We start from the raw sequence: 17,771 nt of genomic DNA on the forward strand, positions 1-17,771 counted from the left end.
CCGACCACCGGACTTTTGCCGCGACCGCCGGAATCGAGCGACCGGAATGGTCCCCACGAGACGCCGCCTCCTCGGCGTCGTCGGCCTCCTGGCCGTCGGCGCCGGCTGCGGAAGCACCGACACGGAGACGGCGACGGTCGGCGAGGACGACACACCCGCCGGCCCCGACGCCGGGCAGCTCACCGACCCCCCGACACTGGTCGTCCGCGGTGAACCGGACGACGACCGCCCGCCGATCACGCTCTCGGAGGGCGGCGAGCCCGCCGAGTTCGACCGACGCCGCGGGACTGTCGACTCGGAGGTGGTCGCCGACCGGGAGACGGCCGCGACCGTCGCCACGACCGCCGCGGCCGACGACGACGCCGTCCGCTCGTTTCTCGACGCCACCGACTTCGACAGCGAGTCCGTGTACGTCCAGACGCTGCAGGTGTTGGCCTGTTACGACGTGACGCTGTGTTCCATCGGCTGGAGCACCGGCAGCGTGAACACGGAGTACGGCCGTCGGCTGAAGCCGTACACGGAGGCGTGCCCGGCCGACACCCGGGTGTTCGAGACGCGGCTGATCCGCCTGCCGGGTCGCATCGGCAGGGTGAGCAGCCTGTCCACGTCGCTGAGCGGCGGGAGCTGTCGGGGGTCGCGGCGTGACGGCGACGGCGAGCGTGACGCCACCGATGAAGAGCGTGACGCCACCGACGGTGAGAGTGACAGTGACACGGACACCGCGACGACGGCCGAATCCACGACGGAGGGAGCGTGACCCGACGAACGTACACCCGTCGCGGGGTGGCGGCGACGCTCGCGGCGACGGCGCTGGCGGGCTGTAGCGGCGGCGACGACCTCCGGCTCCCCTGGCAGGAACGCCGGCTGGACGCCGCCGACATCCGGGTCGACGACCCGGCGACGGACGACGACGGCGACCCACGGCCACCCGTGGTCGAGACGTACCCGGTCACCGTCGCGCCGGCGCAGTTCCGGGGTCACCGCGACCGGACGCTCGCGCTGTTGGGACGGCTCCCGACACCGGTGCCGGCGGAGACGGTCCCGAACGGTGCCGTTCGGGCGGCGGTGGCCGACGGCGCCGTCGACGCCGGCGAGGCGTTGGGGGACGCACAGACCGCCCGCTCGGAGCGGATCGCACTGGATCGACTCCGGTACGCCCGCAGACGGGCGGCGTACGCCGCCGCGGGCTGGCGGTTCGCCGACGGTTCCCTGACGCTCGCGGCCGTCCGAGAGCGGCTGGCGGCGGTCCGGACCGACGCCCGAGACGCCGCCGCCGAGCACACGTACGTCGCGAGCGACCCCGTGACGGCTGTCGCCTGTCACGCGGCCGTCGAGTGGGGGTTCGAGGCCGCGACCGACCCCGACGAGCCACACACCGAGTCGGAGCTCCTCCGGGTCGCCGAGCACGCCGCCGCGGCCGAAGCGGCCCGCGCCAGACTGTCGGACGTCCGCCACCTCGCCGCCCGTGCCGCCGCCGGCGGCGACACGGACTACCACGACCGAATCCGGTCGGTCGCACGGGAACTGTTCGACCGCGTTCGGCGTGAACGTGAGTCCGTCCCGCCGGCGCCGACGGGCGACGACCGGCGGCTCGCCCGGCGGGCGCTGGACGAACTCGACTACGCCGCCCGGAGAGAGCAGGTCGGTCTCGACGAGTCTCCCGGTCCGGCCTCGGCCGTCGTGGACGCCACCCGTTCGTTGTCGGCGCTGTCGGCGCTGTCCTGGCTCCACACCCAGGTCGACCAGGGTGACCTGGATCGGGTCGACTCCGCCGAGTGGGCGGTCGAGGTGCGGAACGACGCCGCCGCAGTCCTGACGACGGCCGTCGAGACGACCGAGGTCCCGGCGCTGGCGCGACCGATCCTCGTCGACGCCGGTCACCGACTCGCCGACGCCGACGCGGGACTGGAGCAGCTCGACGACTACGGCGAGATCGACCCCCGACGGCTCCACCGCCCGGTCGCAGCCAGCGTCGCCGCGTCGGGGCTCGCCGCGGCCGCGCTGGAGGTGTGTCCGCGGGTCGCCGCCCGACTCCGCGACACGGGCGAGACCTAATACTGCCTTATACGGCCTTCGAGAAAGAGAACAACCTCGAAGGTCAGTTTAAGACGCTTCGGCGCCAGCGTACGCGTATGAACGGAGACACCGAGGAGACGGCGACGCACGGACCGTCGACCGGGGTCGACGGACGCGAGCCCCCCGCAGGAACGAGTGTCGACCTCCCCCACACCGCGACGGACCGCACCGACCGCGAGGTCGTCTACCGAGTCTACGAGCCGAGCGACCGCGCGGCCGTCCGTGCGCTGCACGACAGCTTCCAGGCGGCCGACCGCTCACAGGGTGTCCCGCCGGCCGACGACGACGCCCTAGACGAGTGGCTGTCGTCCGTGCTGTCGGGGCCGTCCGTCGTCGCCTGGCACGACGGGACGGCCGTCGGACACCTCGCGCTCGTGCCGGACCGCTCGGGCGAACACGAGCTCGGCCTGTTCGTCGCCGCCGACTACCGCGAGGCCGGGGTCGGGACGGAGCTCCTCCGCAGCGGCCTGGCTCACGCCCGCGAGACGGCCGTCTCGTCGATCTGGCTGTCCGTCGCCCGGACGAACGAGGACGCCAGACGACTGTTCCGCCGGGCCGGCTTCGTCGAGACGACGGAGACGGCGTTCACCGTGTACGCGGCGCGCGCGGTCAGGGAGTGACGGAGGGGTGGTGAAGCAGGTCAGTCGTCGACGAGCGCGTCCGTCTCGCGCAGTATCTCGACGAGTTCGTCGTTGAGTCCCTCCTGCTTCTCTTCGTACCACAACGAGAGACCGCCCGTGACGACGAGAGACACTACTCCTGCCGCGGCCCCGACGGTGAGAAGCTTGGCACCAGCGTTGGCCAACTGCCAGGCAACCACACTCCCGACCGCGAGCAAGGGGAGGAGACCACTGGCGTAGTACGACCAGCGCGCGCGCCGCTGATAGGTGGTGTGCTCGCTCGGAATCTCGTCGAGCCGTCGCCGCCGCTGCATCGGATCCCGAAGTTCGTCGGTGAGCCGCTCTAACAGCTCTCCCTCGCCGCCTACGTCGGTGTCGAAGTCGTACTCGTCGGAGTCGATCACGTCTTTCAGGGAGATCTCCGTCGTGTTGTGTTCGTCGAGTGCCTCTGCCAGGATCGAACCCGGATCGCCAGACGTCACCGACTCACTGCGTCCGCCGTCGGTCTGTCCGTGTTCGTCGTCGAGCCGCTCTTCTAGTCGGTCTACCTCGAACTCCACGACTGTCGTCACAACTCCCTCTAACGGGTCGAGCGCCTCGTGTTCGAGACGCTCCCGTGCGACGCCGATGCTCCCGCTGTACTCTTCGTCGAGATACTCGCGTTCGCTGGCGTACGTACGACCGCCTCCGTACACGATCCCGACGATCACAGAGACTCCCCCGACGACGACCGACAGCTCCACCATCGAGTGTTATCGCCGAACGAGGTTGCCCTCGAACATACTGCTGTCCTTCCGATAGGCGTAGGTGACGAGGTCGCCAGTGTCGCCGAGCGCGACCTGCCGTTTCACACGGTAGAGTTCGTTCCGTTCCTGATCGGAGAGGGAGTCGACTTGATCTTCTGCCCAGTCTCTCCCCTCCTCCGTCAGCGCGTACTCGTACTCGTCGATTTGGCCGTCGGACTCCGGGAGCGAGTTGCGAGTGAGGTACTCCCCGCGGAGATCGGAGACGACACTCTCCAGCTCGCCGTCGGTCGGCCCGAGTTCCGACGACTCGAAGGTGAACGGGAGTCGGGTGTCGAGGAACTCGTCGAAGTTCCGCTGGAGGACGAACAACGACATCGACAGCGTCGGGAGACCGGAAACCGGAGCGTGATCGCCGTCCGTGTCGGTCGCGTACAAGAGGAGTAACAGCCAGTCGCGTCGGGACTGTGGCCCGGTTTGCTCCTGGGTCACGCCGCCGTCGGAGATCCACCCGTCGTCGGGCGCGGCCTCGGCCGAGTCAGACACGAGGCTGCCGGTCACCTCCTCGTTTTGCTCCGTACGAAACCCGAGCAGGCTCCTCACGGACATCTGCGGCCCTCCATCTCGTGTCCCGCCGACGCCGTTGTTCCTTTAACTTTCATTCTGAACCACCGCGTCCACACAGCCAAATGACGCCCGACCCCATATAATTGTGAGGGATTCGGAACGTACGCATCGCGTCGGCGACAGCGCCGGCGTGAGATACTTACGATACCGAGGGAGTAGGCCGAACGTGAACTGTCGTCTAACTGACGAAGGGGTCGCCGCGGGCGACGGGGGGAGCGCGGTCAGGGTGCGTGCGCCGGGGTGGGAGGGCGGGTCGGTGTCCCCTCGTCCGGTGTCGACCGACGACTACGACGTGTTGCGGCTGTCGCCGGAGTCGCTGCGGTTCCCGCTGGCGACGATCGCGGTGTTGGACGAGACCGGACGACGGATCGGCACGCACGACAGCAGCACGGCCGCGTCGGACTACGAGTCGCCGATCCGACTCCGGGTCGACGCACAGACACCGCTCCGTTGCTGGGTGGACACACCGGCCGCGGCTGTCACAGTCGAGACCGACGGCGAGGAGATCGAAGTCGACGCTCTCGGACGACTCCACTGTTGGATCGGTGCCCTGAGCGGGACGACCCGACCGACCGTGCGAGTTCCCGAGTCGATACGTGGCTTCGCCGAGGCGTTGTCCGTGGTTCACGGTGGCACCGAGCGAAGCCCGCTGCGAACCTCGCCGCGGGAGGACACGACTCCTGCGCCGGTCGAGTGGACGGACCACCGACAGATACCCGAGCAACTGTCGCCCGACCGCCGACCGGGGGTCGTCTTCCGCCTCCCGGCCGACCTCGCGGAGATGGCTGTGGCGGCACCACTCGTCTACTACCTCCGTGGCGCCGTCAGCGTCGGACCGATGACGACAGCACCGACACTGCAACTGAACGGTGAGGAGTTCGACGTCGGTCGGAACGGGGAGTACACGCCACAGCAACTGCTACAGTACGTCTTCTGGCTCGACAGGCTCGTGCGGTGTGGCCACAGGGAGGGGCGAGAGGTAGCTCGTTTCGGTCTGCTCGACAGTTACGGGCTCGATCCGGAGCGACTCCTAGAGGAGTCGCCCGCGAGCCGACTCCGTCGGTACCTCGACGTCGTCGAGCCGGCGACCGTCCTCGACGAGTTCCCGGAGTGGCACTTCGCCGTCTCCGTCGCGCCGAGCCTGGAGAACGTCCGGTCGCTCCTCCCGTTGCTAGACCGGTGGCCGGTCGTCACCGTCGCCGAACACGACGGTGAGACGGAAGACGTGCCGATGGCCCACGACGACGAGCCCATGACGTCGTCGATCACTCATGTGACACCGGCGTCCGTGTCCGGGCGGACACACGGCTGGCTGGCTCCGAACGTCCCCACCGAGGGGTTCGTCCTGCTCCCGGACACCGTGGAACCTGGTCACAGTGTCGTTCCGTCGGGCGGCAGCGACGAAGGTGAACGACTGGAGATCGTGGTTGCCTCCCACTTCGAGGAAGACGACGGCGAGTTCGTCGACACGACTGCCGAGCTAGAGGCGGCGACCTCCGCCTTCGAGGGACGGGACGGGAGCTTCGAGATCACGGTCGACCGCCTCGTCTCGCCGACGGTCGACGAGTTGGCGTCGACGTTCGAGTCGTCCCCGGATCTGGTTCACTTCATCGGGCACGCGGACGCCGACGCCGGACTGTCCTGTGTCGACGGCGGTTTCTTGCCGGAGACCCTGTCGGGAACGGAGACGACCGCGTTCTTCCTCGACGCCTGCGAGACGCACCCCATCGGGCGCAGCCTGATCGAGGCTGGGGCGACCGCCGGCGTCGTCACCCGAGACATCATCTACTCGCTGGACAGTCGTGAGGTCGGCCGCGACTGGGCCAGGCTCGTCGCTCGGGGGTGGCCCGTCGCGTCCGCACTCGAGCGGGCACAGGCGCCTCGTGACAGCGACGAGTACGTCGCGATCGGGGACGGCACGAGGGTGATCGCGCTGAGCGACGCGAAGCTCCCGCCGACGGTGACTGTCGAGAGCCCGACCGACGGTCGCTACCGGGTCGAGATCGTCCACGACCAACCGATCCTGCCCGGCGCTGCGATGAGCGGTGACCTGAACGACGGCTGCCGAGTCCCCGGCGACGGGAGCGTTCACGAACTCGACCGCAGAGAACTCCACGAGCTACTGGATCAGCTAGACAGTCCCGTCACCGTCGACGGGAGTCTCAGGTGGCCGAACGACCAGTCCTGGGTGTAGTTACGACGACCCGCCCGAGTCGGGTCCGAGGTCCGCGTCCCCGTACTCCGCGGGAGACGCCACGAGGTCACCGGACTCGGCGACTGCTCCCTGTGTCGCCAGCAGAACCAGGACGACCAACGAGACGACGAGCCGCGGTCGACGTGCGAGTGCCGAAGCCACTGTGAACAGGCTGTTGCGTGCCATACACGCATCGGGCTCCGAACCTACATAGTATTTACCGTATCGGAAGTAGTTCTAATAGCCGTCACAGTTCTTCTACTCGATCTCGGGTCGGACACTCGGTCTGTGACGAGAGACGGTCGGATCTCTGCCGGACCGGCGACCGTCGCTTCGTCCGTGGAGAGCCGGACCCTCGACAGCCCTCACAACAGCTCGTGGCACTCACACTCCCCGGAAGGGGACTGCGAGACTGCGACGTGAACCGTCGCGTCGTCTGGCACCCGGTCGCACTTCACGTGGTGGATCGTACCGTCTCTCGCCTGCGCGTACATTCTTAGCCGTAGTTGTGTCTGTGGCGTAAACAACTTTATGGTCCACACGAGGAAGTGAACACAGCGGGCCGGCGGGGCGATCGGCCGACCGACGGGTCGACACCGTCCGAGGCGGCACGGTCCGGAGCCGACGGGGTGTGGCTACACTCGACAGACCAGGTGTTCACGCAGCGCCCGCTGTGCTTCTGCACACGTCTCGTCCAGTCGTCCGACCGTGACCAAGACGGGGTGCGTGTCGTCACTCCCGTCACCGTCGTAGAGGTACGCGACGAGGTCGGCGTGTCTGATCCCGACGGTGCCGTTCTCGCCGGTCGTCTCGTCTAAGAACCTCTGTCGCTCGGCGACGGTCTCGTCCAGTCGGTCGCGGAACGCCGAGAGCGTCCGGTGCCAGCGCGCCAACTCGTCGAACGACAGCTCCGACAGCGGCGTCGGGTCGTGCTCCCGGAGCCAGTCGACGGTCGTGTCGACGGGCTCGGTCACCGTCGCGAGGCTCTCGTCTTCGCGCCGGAGTGCACTCTCCATCACCGACAGCTCCGAGCGTCGGCGGCTCGCCTCCGCGAGCACGCCCCGCTGGAGCTGTGGGGTGAGCCGACCGCCGCCGTCGGCGGCCGCGAGCGCCACGGCCACCTCGTCGGACAGCTCCGCCGCGATCGCCTCGTGGACCGTGTCGTGGCTGTCACCCGGGTCGCCCGCAGCGTCGCCGAGGCAGTCGGCGAACGCACGTCGCACGGTGCGACAGCCGCCGCCCGAGGCGCGTGTGTCCACGTCCGTCCCGACGCCGCCGAGGCCCCCGCCGGGCGTCGCCGGCGACACTCCCGGCCCGTCGGGGGAGCCGGGCTGGCCCGGGTCGGCCGGCTCCAACGACTGGACGCGGTCGCGGAACTCGTCTAACGCCGACAGCTTCCGTTTCGTGCGCTCCCTCTCGGCCGCGACCCGATCGCGGGCGGTGTCGATCTCCGTCCGGACGCCGGCCCCGTCTGTCACGTCTCGTCACCCCGCGGCTCCAACGACGGGTGTGTCTCCTGTGGCTCCGGGTGTGGCTCCGCGAACGTCTCGCGGGTCGCCGTCCGGGCGGTCTCCCCCCGGCGCTCGCGTTCTGCGGCGTCGATCTCCTCACAGCCCGGCGGTACCTCGCGGCCGCGGTCGGTGAAGTAGCCGGCCGGTGTCACCCAGTCGTGGTAGAACGGCTCGTCGGAGTCCTCCAACACCGTCACCGCGACCTCGGCACCGTGGCCGGCACAGACGGCCGCCTGGTGTGGCTTGCCCGCCAGCCGTCCGGCCGCGTACAACCCCGGAACGCCCGTCCGGCCGCGCTCGTCCGTCTCGACGAACGTCTTCCCGTGCTCCCGGAGATCGACGCCGACGCCGTCGAGGTAGCCGACCGCGTTCTTCGTCGCCGCGACGATCCGATTCGTCGTGAGCACTGTCGTGTCGTTCGGCTCGTCGCCTGCGTCGCCGTCGGTCGCGTCGGTCGCGTCGGTCGCGTCGGTCGCGTCGGTCGCGTCGCTATCGCCAACGTCGCGGGTGTTACCGTCGTCCGTCTCGTCGTTCGGGTCGCCCGCGTCGCTCGTGCCGTCCTCTGGGTCGCCGCCGGCGACGGTCACCCGGAAGCCGTCCTCGACCGCGGTCACGTCGGTCACGCGGCCGGTGGCGTGGGTCGCGCCGGCCGTCGCGGCCTGCTCGGTCTGGAGACTCAGGAGTCGTCTGGGGTCCACACCGTCCGGGAACCCCGGGAAGTTCTCCAGGTGTGCGTTACGACGGAGGATCGACCCCCCGGCGTCCACCACCAGCGTCGCCTCGTCTGCCCGTGCGAGGAACGTCGCCGCCGTCAGTCCGGCGACACCACCGCCGACGACGACGGCGTCCCACGCTCGGTCGCTCGTCTCCTCGTCCATACGTTTTAGGCTTGCCTAAAGACACGAGTGTCTTTCGGTCGGTCGTGGGGGGACGGGTGAGGCGACGGCGCCGCCGCACCGCAGGAGAGATACGGCCGGCGCCCTTGGCACGGACGTGACACGTACAGAGACGAAGCCGGCCACGCTGGCCGTCGAGTCGTGGGCCTACGAGACCGCGAACCTCCCGCGAGTGCTCCCGGACGGGTGGACCCACTTCGAGATGATCGCCGTCGCCCTCGAAGTCGAGGTCGACGGGGTCGTCGCCGTCGACCCGGACCCGGACGGTGCCGTCGGCAGTGCCACACACTGGTACGACGCGACCGTGACGACGGACGCGACCGACCACGATCACGTCCGGGTCGCGTCCGTCGGGAACGACGACGGAGGCGACGACGGCACCGAGGGAGACGGCGCGGGCGACGAGTCCGCCGACGCCGACGCGGGGAGTGACCCCGACGAGAGCACGCAGACGACGCTCGGCCACGACGGGGAGACGACGACCGAGGAGTTCGACGTGAACGACGCGTTGGATCGGTTGTGACACCGACTGCGAGCGACCCGAACCCTCGTCAACGACCCTCGTCCAGTCGCCAACGGAGCGGAAACGCACCGTCCTCGCCGTAGAACGCCAGTTCGATCTCGGTCGCCGAGAACTCGGCTGGCAACAACCCGACGTACCAGACGCGACCGGTCTCGCCAGGGACCAGTGCGTACCCACTGGTGAGCCCCTGTTTGAAGTGGCCGACCCGTTCGAGTTCGTAGACCGGCTGGTCGCGTCCCGGCCACGGAATCGAGCCGAGAACGTCGTACTGCCCACAGTCGGCAGTGACGTACTCGAACGTCCGGACTTCGGTCCACTCGTCACGTCTGTGGGAGAGATTCGTCACCTCGAACTCCGTGATGACGTACTGTCTGTCGGAGAGTCGGTACGTCTCCTCCGTGTGATCGAGCCCGTACGTCTGTGTCAGCGTCGCTCGCCTCGCCGTGAGTTCGAACGTGTCGATCTCGACAGGCTCCCCGAACGCGGGGTACCGAGTCCCCTCGCCGAAACAGAGGTCCGGCGTCGGCGTCCACTCCTCGGTCGGGCTGTCGGTCGGAGCCGTCGGCTCGGTGGCGGCGTCCGTCTGGGCCGGTGTCTGGGTGTCGCGCTCCGTCGCCGTCGGCGCCGACCTGTCAGTCTCCGTCGGTGTCGCCTGCGCCGTCGACGTCTGGGTGTCCCGCTCCGTCGTGTGACTCGTTCGCCGGGACTCCGTCGTGGTCGACTGACTGCTCCCGCCGCCGAGACAGCCGGCGCTCGTCGCCGCTGCTGCGCCCACGAGACGGAGGAGTCGTCTTCTGTTCACGGGATCTAGCTCGGATAGAGTAGTAGTTCAGAGTTTCGCTACGTCTAGTTTCCCGTGGTTCTTCAGCGTCACCGTCGGTACCGCCTGAACCGTCGTCGAGTCGAACTCCGTCTTCACCCCCCACTCGTGTTCCGGGACACCCTCGACGGCGACCACCTCGTCCGTCTCGTGTCGAGTGGTCACGGTCAGTTCGACGGGGTCGAGTTCGAGCCTGCGCCGTTCTCCCGACGAGAGCGTCACCCGGTCGCCTTCGACGACTACCATCGGCTCCTGCGTTGGGCCGCGGGCGCGAGCGACGACGGTCGGCGGTCTGATCGGCTCCGCCAGACTCACCGACCGCCGAACGATTCGGTTCCGTGACAGTTCGGTGGGGACGCGCTGCACCTTCGGTCCGGAGATTCGTTCCGGTGGTGCGTGTACGTCGACCGCTCCGAAGACAGTGTGTTGCTGCTCGAACAGGTCGTCGACCCGATCGGGAACGTGACGGTGGACGACGACCCGCTCGCCGGGTTCGACGGTGTAGAGGTAGTCGCCGTCGACCTCGGTGGCGAAGTAGTCGGGGCCGTCTGGGAGTTCGTACTGAACCCCGACGTCGACCGTTCGCGTCGGGGCGTGGCCCGTCGGCTCCGCCTCCGCGAGTCTCGCGCCGCCGATCACCGCACCGCCGACGCCGGCCGCGCCGACGGAACGGAGAACTTCGCGACGACCGACGCCGTCGGTCACGACGAACACCCCCCTTCGAGCGTCGGCTGGTCGTTGCACGTCGAGTCGTACGCGATGTCCTCGACCGCCTTCTTCGTACACTCGGAGAGACTCGCCGTGTACGTGTCACCGTAGTCCGACGCACTCCCGTTGCACGTCTCCGACGGGTCGAACTCCAGTTCGTGGTACGCCAACATCGGCGTGACCTCGTAGGCGCTGTTGATCCGACCCAGCGAGTGTTCGTCGATGTGGTCGATTCCGCCCCCGTCGTGATCGTACAGTCGTGACTTCACGTCCGGGTGGGTCCACATGATGAACTGGTGGAGCGGCTCCTGAACGGCACCGGCCTTGACCTTGCTCGACTGAGTGGAACAGGTCGCGCTCGTCCAGCACATCCGGCCCGTCGAGAATGCAGAGCCCTCCGTGCTCGAACCACAGTCGTCGCCGGCCCCGCCCGAGACCTCTTCCGTCTTACACTCCCCGTTGTGGACGAGCGTGTGGGCGCCGATCACCGAGAACAGATCGTCACCGGTTCCGTTCGGGTTCGGACACCCCGGGCTCGCAGACCCGTCCAAGAACTCCCTGAACGCTCCCCCGATGTCACCGTCCGTGCTCACGCACGGGTAGTAGTAGTCGTCTGCGTGGAATCGGTAAATCTTGTAGTAGTTGATCGCACCGTGCGCGAGCAGTTCCTCCAGTGCGGTCTGGAGTGCGCTCACGAGCGTCGACGACGTGTCCTGTACGTACTGTTCGACCGACGAGCTGTTGGGATACAGGCGAACGTACGCGCGCCTGTTGTCCGCACACTCGTCACCGCCGTCGGTGACAGTATGATAGATCGATCCCACACTTCGTAGAAGACCACCTGTCTTCTTATACCTTTTGTTCTTTCTCGTATATTAATTGGTGATGACATTCAACAACAGTCGACACCCACTCACTCCACGTCGGTCCGTTCGACCGCCGCGGCGACCACCAACGCGAACGGTAACCCGACGGCGAGCGTGCCGAGCGCGGTCCCGACGACCACCGGCAGCCCGAGCAGTGCCGGGAGACTGACGGCGGTGTTCGCGGCGACGCCGACGGCGACGAGCGTGACGGTGAACGTCCACGGCTGGCGGCCGGTCAGTCGGATGGAGCGGGCCAGTGCACGCGGCAACGACAGGCCTTCGACGAGCGCGGCGGGAGTGAGCAGTGTCAGCCCGCCGAGGAACGTCCCGACGAAGAACAGCCCGTGCGCCAGGATGCCGCGAGTGACGGCGACGGCAGTCAGTGCCGTCGCGGCGGCGACCACGAGCAGTTCGAACGCGGCGATCTGTGGCGCCGCCCACGCCACCCGGCGGGGCAGCGAGCCGTCGACGGTCGGCCCGAACGGCGCGCGGTGGATCACGACCGTCGTCGCGGCCGCGCCGGCGACCGCCGTCCCGCCGGCGGCCACGAGGAACCACGCGAGCGACGCGGGCGCCAGCCCGAGCGTCGCCCACGGTGTCGTCCAGACGGGGCTCACCACGCCCGGGGCGGGCTGGGTGTAGACGTTCGTCCACCCCCCCGAGACGGCGGTGGAGACGCGGACGGGGAGGGGACCGACGAGCCGGAGCGCGTCGGCGACGGCGCCGACGACCGCGGCGACCAGAAACGGGACGGCCAGGCGCGGCCGGCGCCGCAGCGTCGTGACGGCGTCGCGGACGAACAGGAGGAAGTCCGAACGCACCACGCTACGTCCCTCCCAGCGCGTAGACGGTCCCGTCGCCGACGACGTACAGCGCGTCGTCGTCGATCGCGGGCGTCCCGAGCGCCGCCGCGCCGTCGACGTCCGTCCGGAACTGTCGGCTGCCGTCGGCCGCCGCGTGTGCGGCGACACCGCCCCCGTCGCCGTAGTACAACAGCCCGTCGGCGAGCACAGGCGTTCCAGACAGCCGGGCGACGACCACGCGCCACTGGCGCTCGCCCGTGGCGGCGTCGAACGCCGACAGCGCCGTCTCGTTGCCGCCACCGGGGTTGATCGGGAGGTACACCGAGCCGTCGCCGACGGTGATCGCCTGGCGCGTCGCCGGGTCGAAGCGCCCTTCGAACGGTGTGCGCCACAGTTGCGTCCCGTCGGCGTGGTCCAGCCCGACGAGAGCGTTCGGCGTGACGGTGACGACCGCGTCCGGCGCGCCGACGACCGCCGCCGGCGATCGAACGTCGTCGTCGAGACCGTGGGTCCAGACGCGCCGTCCCCCTGCCAGCTCGAAGCCGTAGACGGTGCCACGCAGCGACCCCACGTACACCCGGCCGTCGTAGACGGACGGGCGCCCGAACGGCACCGGATCGCCGTCGTCCGTCTCGCGGTGTCGCCACAGCGTCCGGCCGCTCCCGGTGTCGACGGCGACGACTCCGCCGAACGCTCGCCGCTCGGTGACGTTCTCGACGTAGAACCGGCCGCCGAAGAGGACGCGGTCGCCGGCCGCGACGGGCGCGACCGGGGAGTCCATGTCCCAGGGCGTCACGGCCCCGGGCGGTCCGGGGTAGCGCCACCGCCAGCGCGTCCGGGGACCGGCCACGGGGTCGGCGTTGACCGCGACGAACGCGCCCAGGAACTCCGGCCCCAGCAGCGTCTCGCTCGCGTGGGTGTTGCGGAGCCCGACGACCGTCGCGTTCCGGTAGCCGTCGGAGACGGCCACGGCCGGCGTCGACCGGAACGAGACGCCGTCGCGGTCCACGGCACCCGTCGCCGTCTCCACCCTCACCGGCGTGTCCTGCGCGGGGTAGATCCGACCGCCGTACACGATCGGCTCCTGGCCGGGGGAGATCTCGTCTGCGGTCGCCCGCCACAGTAGCTCCGGGTCGTCCGTCGGTGCGCCGCTCGCGGTCGTGTGGTAGCTCCCCGCCGGGTCGCCGCCCCGCGTCGGCCACTCCGTCTCGGTCGGGGGGTCGTCCGCGTCCGGGACCACTCCGCCACAGCCCGCCGTCGCCGCCGTCAGCCCGGCCGCGAGGAGGCCACGACGCGTCGGCTGTCGTGTCACGGTCTCGTCTCCGTCGGGAGGGATTTAAATTGGGCGGGAGTGGCTCTGCGGTGGAGTCGGACGGTGAGTGGGTGACCGCCGACTCGGTCGTCGTCCGCACCCGTCCCGCACAGCGCGGCGACGAGGGGCGTCGACGGCTCGCGGCGACGGGAGGGACCGACGGCTCTCGGCGACGGGGGAGCGCCGACAGTTCTCGGTCCCCCACACCACCGGATTCATGTCCTCGCCTCGGTAACGACCGGCAGAGTTGACCACGAGCGACGAGGCGGACGGGACCGACGCGGCGAGCGACAGCCCGTTGTCGAGCGACCTCGAGACGAGACAGAAGCTAGTCGAGCTCGTCGACCGCGGCCACCTCACGGAGTCGGAGGCGGAACGGCTCTGTGCCGGGCTGGAGCGTGTGGAGGGGGCCGAGAGTGACGGGAACACGAGCGACGCTGACGACGATACGGGCGGCAGCGACACGAGCGACGACGACGACACGACGAACGGCACCCCCCCGAGCGAGCGTGTCGAGACGCTGGAGTCCGAGGTGGAACGGCTCCGCCGGGCGGTCGCCGAGCGGGAGCGGCAGCTCCAGGCCAAACGCGAGGAGGTGGACGACTACATCGAGACCCAGGAGGAACGACTGGCGGAGCGGCGGCGGCGGCTGACGGCCGACCTCGTCGAGGGGCTGCTCGCAGAGGTGTACGCCCCGCTCGGGCGGGCACTGGGAGACGAGACGACGGACGCCGAGGCGCTGCGCGAGGGGGTGGAGATGACGCGCTCCGGGTTCGAGGCCGTGCTCGCCGACCAGGACGTGGCGATTCTGGACCCGGGGCCCGAGACGGAACTCGACCGCGAGCGTCACGCGGTCGAGCGGACGGTGGCCGCCGACGCTCCGTCGGGGACCATCGTCGAGGTTCACGCCCCGGGCTTCGCCGTCGAGGGCGACGTGGTCTCGAAGGCGAGGGTGTACGTCGCGGAGTGACAGTCGCCGCTCGAGAGTGGTCCGCGGCTCGGACGGTCTCGGCGTCCGGGCGTGATCGGGGGCCCGTGCGGTGGGTATAAGACTCGCGCCCGGGGATACCAGTTCGATGACAGCCATCGGAATCGACCTGGGGACGACGAACACGGTGGCCGCACAGCAGGTCGGCGACCTGCCGAAGGTAGTGGACTTCCGCGGGGAGCGGACGACCCGCTCGGCGGTCGCGTTCACGGAGGGCGACGACGAGGTGATCGTCGGCAACGACGTGACGGGCTACCTGGAGACGGACCCGGAAGCGACGTTCGAGTCTGTCAAACGCGACGTGGGGACGGACGCGACCTACCAGGTGCCGGACGACAGCTACACGATGACGGAACACACCCCCGAGACGATCTCGGCGCTCGTGCTCCGGAAGGCCCTGGACACGGCCGAGGAGTCGCTGGGCTCGCGCCCGGAGGAGGCGGTGGTGACGGTCCCGGCGGACTTCCCGGAGCCGGCGCGGCGGGCGACGGAACGGGCTGCGGAGTACGCCGGCGTCGACGTGTTACGGCTCCTCCCCGAACCCTCGGCGGCGTGTGCGGCCTACGGGCTCCGGGAGCGCGACGACCCTATCGAGACCGTGGCCGTGTACGACCTCGGCGGCGGCACCTTCGACGTGAGCGTCGTCGAGATCGTGCCGGAGGCGGACCTGTACGAGGTGCAGGGGACGGACGGCCGCCAGCGGCTCGGCGGCGACGACTTCGACGAGCGACTGCTGGATCACGTCGCCGAGGCGTTCGAAGCCGAATCCGGAATCGACGTGCGCGAGGACCACCAGGAACGCGAACGGGTACGTCAAGCCGTCAAGTCCGCGAAACACACGCTGTCGAACGCCTCGGAGGCGGAAGTGCGGGTGCCGTTCATCCGGCCGGAGACGAACCTGGAGCTGACCGTCGACCGCGAGACGTTCGAGGAAGTGACGGGTGATCTGGTCGACGAGACGGTCGAGGTGTGTGGGGACCTGTTCGACGAGCTCGACGGGATCGCAGTCGACGACGTGGACACGGTGTTGTTGGTCGGCGGCGCTTCGAAGATGCCACACGTCGAGGACGCCGTCTCGGAGTTCTTCGGCCAGGAGCCCTCGAAGGAGGTGAACCCGGACGAGGCGGTGGCGATGGGCGCCGCCAAACAGGCGGAGATCATCGCCTCGCGAGCGGGACTGGACCCGGACGCGGACGGCGCCGACGGGGGCGGGATCTTAGGCGTCGCGCCGGATCCGTTGGGGATCCGCGTCCACGACGGCTCCTTCTCGCGGATCATCGAGAACAACGAGACGCTGCCGGTACGGGCGACCCGCGACGGCTACAGCACCGTCGAGGACGGCCAGGAGAAGGCCAGCATCGAGGTGTACCAGGGTGACGCCGACCGGGCGCGCGACAACGAGCTGATCGAGTCGTTCGTGTTGGACAACATCCGCGACGCGCCGGCGGGTGTCCCCAACATCGCCGTCGAACTCGAGCTCGACGAGAGCGGCGTGCTCCGACCGCGGGCCTGGGACGAGTCCGTCGGCGAGGAGTCCGGCATCGAGGACGGCGTCGAGATCACGCGAGAAGAGGCTGCGACCGACGAAGAACTCCGGCGTGTCCGTGAGGACCTGCCGACCGTCCTGTAGCACGACCGCGACCCGGTGATCGATCCGTGACCGACCCCGATCCGACGGCAGAGACGGCCCACGAGTGTCTCGGCGTCCCGCCGGACGCCTCCCACGAGGAGGTGAAGCTGGCGGCCGCTCACGCCAAGTCACAGTTCAACCCCGACCACCACCCGGAGCCAGAGAAGCGTGCCGTCCGCGACCGCTTCCACGCCGTCCGGGCGGCCGAGGAGGCGTTGCTCTCGGACGGTGAGTTCCCGCCGCCGCGTCTGCGTCTCGACCGCGAGACGGGCGACGACGCGGACGACGGTGACAACGAGGCGGACGGGCCCGACGACGAAGCGGACGACACAGACGACGAACGACCGACGCTGTCGGTACTCCCACGCTCGGAGACGGTGGTCGTCGGCGAGCCGGTGGTGGTCGAGGTGCGGGAGGCCACCGGCGACAGGCTCGACCACGGGGAGGTGGTCGTCGGCGACGCCGCGGCGTCGGTGGCCCACGGCCGCGCGACGGTGACTGTGACGGAGCCGGGCTCGAAGACGGTCGTCGCCCGGGCGGACGGCCGGGTCGCGCGGACGACCGTCACGGTGGTGCCGGAGACGGTGGCGCTGTGTCTCGACTGCTCGGCGACACGGGTGGCGGTCGGCGACAGCCTCGAAGTCGCCGTTCGGCGACAGTCCGACGGCGGACTCGTCCGCGGGGCGACCGTCCACACGGACCGCGGAGAGACGCACGACGCGACTCACGGCACCGTGACCCTCGGGCCGACTCGCCCGGGTGAGCTCCGGGTCACCGCGACCGACGACGCCTCCGACCGGAGCTACGAGCCCGCGACGACGGTCGTCACGGTCGAGCCTGCCGGCGACGCGCTGTCGGTGGAGGCGCCAGCGACCGTCCGGCCGGACACGTCGTTCGGTGTGATCGTCCGCGACACGGCCGGACGCCCGGTCGAAGCGGCTCGGGTCGCCGTCCGCCGCGGCGAGGAGTCGTTGGTCGCCGACACGACGGACGGCGCGGGGCGGACGCGGCTGTCCGTCCCGGTGCCGGGGTCGTACACGCTGCGGGCGACGGCGTCGGAGCCGGGGGTCGACCCCGCCGAGCGTACGCTGACGGTCGCGCCCGAACGGACGACGCTGGCGTTGTCCGTCGTCGACCGGCCGACGGCGCGCAAGCCCGTCGGCCGGGTCGTCGTCAGAGACGAGTGGGGGCGCCCGGTGGCGGGCGCGACCGTGACCGCCGCCGGTGAGGAGACGGCGACGGACGACCGCGGTCGGGCGGCGATCCGGCTCCCGCCGGGCGAACACGTCGTCACGGCGCGGAAGGCCGGCGGGTTCGAGTCGGGGGAACTGCGGGTCACCGTCGACCGGGAGCGATCGTCGTGACGGGCGACCCCGACGACGGGCCCGCGAGTGTTGTGTGGCGACGCGGGCCCGGAACTCCAGACGCCGTCGCAAAGACGACTCGGGCGTGTG

18 protein-coding genes are annotated in these 17,771 nt (G+C 69.8%); 8 read left to right on the forward strand and 10 right to left on the reverse strand.

The genetic code is table 11. From position 1 onward, the window contains the following. The first annotated feature begins 46 nt into the window (after nucleotides 1-46). The 3 genes from RYH79_RS15855 to RYH79_RS15865 all read left to right on the forward strand — a co-directional run bounded on the left by RYH79_RS15855 (nucleotide 47) and on the right by RYH79_RS15865 (nucleotide 2,696). Nucleotides 47-757: a hypothetical protein gene (locus RYH79_RS15855; RefSeq protein ID WP_370901102.1), complete on the forward strand. Its 711-nt coding sequence runs from the start codon at nucleotides 47-49 to the stop codon at nucleotides 755-757. Further along, entirely contained in the window at nucleotides 754-2,055 is a 1,302-nt protein-coding gene (locus RYH79_RS15860) for a hypothetical protein (RefSeq protein ID WP_370901104.1), read from the forward strand. Before RYH79_RS15855 ends, RYH79_RS15860 begins: the two co-directional genes overlap by 4 nt. Nucleotides 2,056-2,132: 77 nt before the next feature. Further along, on the forward strand, nucleotides 2,133-2,696 hold the full coding sequence (locus tag RYH79_RS15865; protein WP_370901106.1) for a GNAT family N-acetyltransferase: 564 nt from the start codon (nucleotides 2,133-2,135) through the stop codon (nucleotides 2,694-2,696). A gap of 20 nt (nucleotides 2,697-2,716) precedes the next feature. On the opposite strand, the gene RYH79_RS15870 is transcribed toward RYH79_RS15865, so the two are convergent. Together RYH79_RS15870 and RYH79_RS15875 are read right to left on the reverse strand one after the other, a co-directional pair. Continuing rightward, a complete protein-coding gene (locus RYH79_RS15870; protein WP_370901108.1) occupies nucleotides 2,717-3,442 on the reverse strand; it encodes a hypothetical protein in 726 nt (241 codons plus the stop codon). A 6-nt stretch (nucleotides 3,443-3,448) separates the two neighbouring features. Further along, nucleotides 3,449-4,048 (reverse strand): hypothetical protein, encoded by a 600-nt coding sequence (locus RYH79_RS15875; protein WP_370901110.1) that lies wholly within the window; start codon nucleotides 4,046-4,048, stop codon nucleotides 3,449-3,451. Nucleotides 4,049-4,232: 184 nt separating this feature from the next. Here RYH79_RS15875 and RYH79_RS15880 point away from each other — a divergent pair, with 184 nt between their 5' ends. Continuing rightward, nucleotides 4,233-6,260: a hypothetical protein gene (locus RYH79_RS15880; protein ID WP_370901112.1), complete on the forward strand. Its 2,028-nt coding sequence runs from the start codon at nucleotides 4,233-4,235 to the stop codon at nucleotides 6,258-6,260. Here RYH79_RS15880 and RYH79_RS15885 read toward each other — a convergent pair whose 3' ends face one another. The 3 genes from RYH79_RS15885 to RYH79_RS15895 all read right to left on the reverse strand — a co-directional run bounded on the left by RYH79_RS15885 (nucleotide 6,261) and on the right by RYH79_RS15895 (nucleotide 8,649). Next, the gene (locus RYH79_RS15885) at nucleotides 6,261-6,446 is read right to left on the reverse strand and encodes a hypothetical protein (protein ID WP_370901114.1); all 186 of its coding nucleotides are present in this window, start codon (nucleotides 6,444-6,446) and stop codon (nucleotides 6,261-6,263) included. A gap of 449 nt (nucleotides 6,447-6,895) precedes the next feature. Then, nucleotides 6,896-7,738 carry a DUF7260 family protein gene (locus RYH79_RS15890; protein WP_370901116.1) on the reverse strand — a complete coding sequence of 281 codons (843 nt, stop codon included), beginning with the start codon at nucleotides 7,736-7,738 and terminating at the stop codon, nucleotides 6,896-6,898. Beyond that, nucleotides 7,735-8,649 carry an FAD-binding protein gene (locus tag RYH79_RS15895; RefSeq protein WP_370901118.1) on the reverse strand — a complete coding sequence of 305 codons (915 nt, stop codon included), beginning with the start codon at nucleotides 8,647-8,649 and terminating at the stop codon, nucleotides 7,735-7,737. Before RYH79_RS15895 ends, RYH79_RS15890 begins: the two co-directional genes overlap by 4 nt. A 115-nt stretch (nucleotides 8,650-8,764) precedes the next feature. On the opposite strand from RYH79_RS15895, the gene RYH79_RS15900 reads away from it, so the two are divergent. Next, nucleotides 8,765-9,190, forward strand: coding sequence for a hypothetical protein (locus RYH79_RS15900; protein ID WP_370901120.1), 426 nt, complete (start codon nucleotides 8,765-8,767; stop codon nucleotides 9,188-9,190). Nucleotides 9,191-9,218: 28 nt separating this feature from the next. Here RYH79_RS15900 and RYH79_RS15905 read toward each other — a convergent pair whose 3' ends face one another. The 5 genes from RYH79_RS15905 to RYH79_RS15925 form a co-directional block, all read right to left on the reverse strand. Next, a complete protein-coding gene (locus RYH79_RS15905) occupies nucleotides 9,219-9,992 on the reverse strand; it encodes a hypothetical protein (RefSeq protein ID WP_370901122.1) in 774 nt (257 codons plus the stop codon). Between the two features lie 27 nt (nucleotides 9,993-10,019). After that, nucleotides 10,020-10,715, reverse strand: a complete 696-nt coding sequence (locus RYH79_RS15910; RefSeq protein ID WP_370901124.1) for a hypothetical protein — start codon at nucleotides 10,713-10,715, stop codon at nucleotides 10,020-10,022. Then, nucleotides 10,712-11,542 (reverse strand): hypothetical protein, encoded by an 831-nt coding sequence (locus tag RYH79_RS15915; RefSeq protein WP_370901126.1) that lies wholly within the window; start codon nucleotides 11,540-11,542, stop codon nucleotides 10,712-10,714. Before RYH79_RS15915 ends, RYH79_RS15910 begins: the two co-directional genes overlap by 4 nt. Nucleotides 11,543-11,631: 89 nt before the next feature. Then, nucleotides 11,632-12,408, reverse strand: a complete 777-nt coding sequence (locus RYH79_RS15920; RefSeq protein WP_370901128.1) for a hypothetical protein — start codon at nucleotides 12,406-12,408, stop codon at nucleotides 11,632-11,634. Between the two features lies 1 nt (nucleotide 12,409). Continuing rightward, on the reverse strand, nucleotides 12,410-13,699 hold the full coding sequence (locus RYH79_RS15925; RefSeq protein WP_370901129.1) for an outer membrane protein assembly factor BamB family protein: 1,290 nt from the start codon (nucleotides 13,697-13,699) through the stop codon (nucleotides 12,410-12,412). A gap of 247 nt (nucleotides 13,700-13,946) precedes the next feature. Between RYH79_RS15925 and RYH79_RS15930 the strand changes: the two genes are divergently transcribed. The 3 genes from RYH79_RS15930 (at nucleotide 13,947) to RYH79_RS15940 (ending at nucleotide 17,681) form a co-directional block, all read left to right on the forward strand. Next, complete coding sequence (locus RYH79_RS15930; RefSeq protein WP_370901130.1) at nucleotides 13,947-14,669, forward strand: nucleotide exchange factor GrpE; 723 nt, start codon at nucleotides 13,947-13,949, stop codon at nucleotides 14,667-14,669. A 106-nt stretch (nucleotides 14,670-14,775) separates the two neighbouring features. Beyond that, nucleotides 14,776-16,317, forward strand: a complete 1,542-nt coding sequence (locus RYH79_RS15935) for an Hsp70 family protein (RefSeq protein WP_370901132.1) — start codon at nucleotides 14,776-14,778, stop codon at nucleotides 16,315-16,317. A gap of 26 nt (nucleotides 16,318-16,343) precedes the next feature. Beyond that, a complete protein-coding gene (locus tag RYH79_RS15940) occupies nucleotides 16,344-17,681 on the forward strand; it encodes a carboxypeptidase regulatory-like domain-containing protein (protein ID WP_370901134.1) in 1,338 nt (445 codons plus the stop codon). Nucleotides 17,682-17,771: the final 90 nt, after the last annotated feature.

Origin of the sequence: Halobaculum sp. MBLA0143, assembly GCF_041361465.1 — an archaeon.
Lineage (GTDB): Archaea > Halobacteriota > Halobacteria > Halobacteriales > Haloferacaceae > JAHENP01.

Excerpts from the sequence above, each read along its gene's own strand:
- RYH79_RS15855 (WP_370901102.1), top strand. The coding sequence starts at position 47 with ATGGTCCCCACGAGACGCCGCCTCCTCGGCGTCGTCGGCCTCCTGGCC.
- RYH79_RS15865 (WP_370901106.1), top strand. The coding sequence starts at position 2,133 with ATGAACGGAGACACCGAGGAGACGGCGACGCACGGACCGTCGACCGGG.
- RYH79_RS15870 (WP_370901108.1), bottom strand. The coding sequence starts at position 3,442 with ATGGTGGAGCTGTCGGTCGTCGTCGGGGGAGTCTCTGTGATCGTCGGG.
- RYH79_RS15875 (WP_370901110.1), bottom strand. The coding sequence starts at position 4,048 with ATGTCCGTGAGGAGCCTGCTCGGGTTTCGTACGGAGCAAAACGAGGAG.
- RYH79_RS15885 (WP_370901114.1), bottom strand. The coding sequence starts at position 6,446 with ATGGCACGCAACAGCCTGTTCACAGTGGCTTCGGCACTCGCACGTCGA.
- RYH79_RS15895 (WP_370901118.1), bottom strand. The coding sequence starts at position 8,649 with ATGGACGAGGAGACGAGCGACCGAGCGTGGGACGCCGTCGTCGTCGGC.
- RYH79_RS15935 (WP_370901132.1), top strand. The coding sequence starts at position 14,776 with ATGACAGCCATCGGAATCGACCTGGGGACGACGAACACGGTGGCCGCA.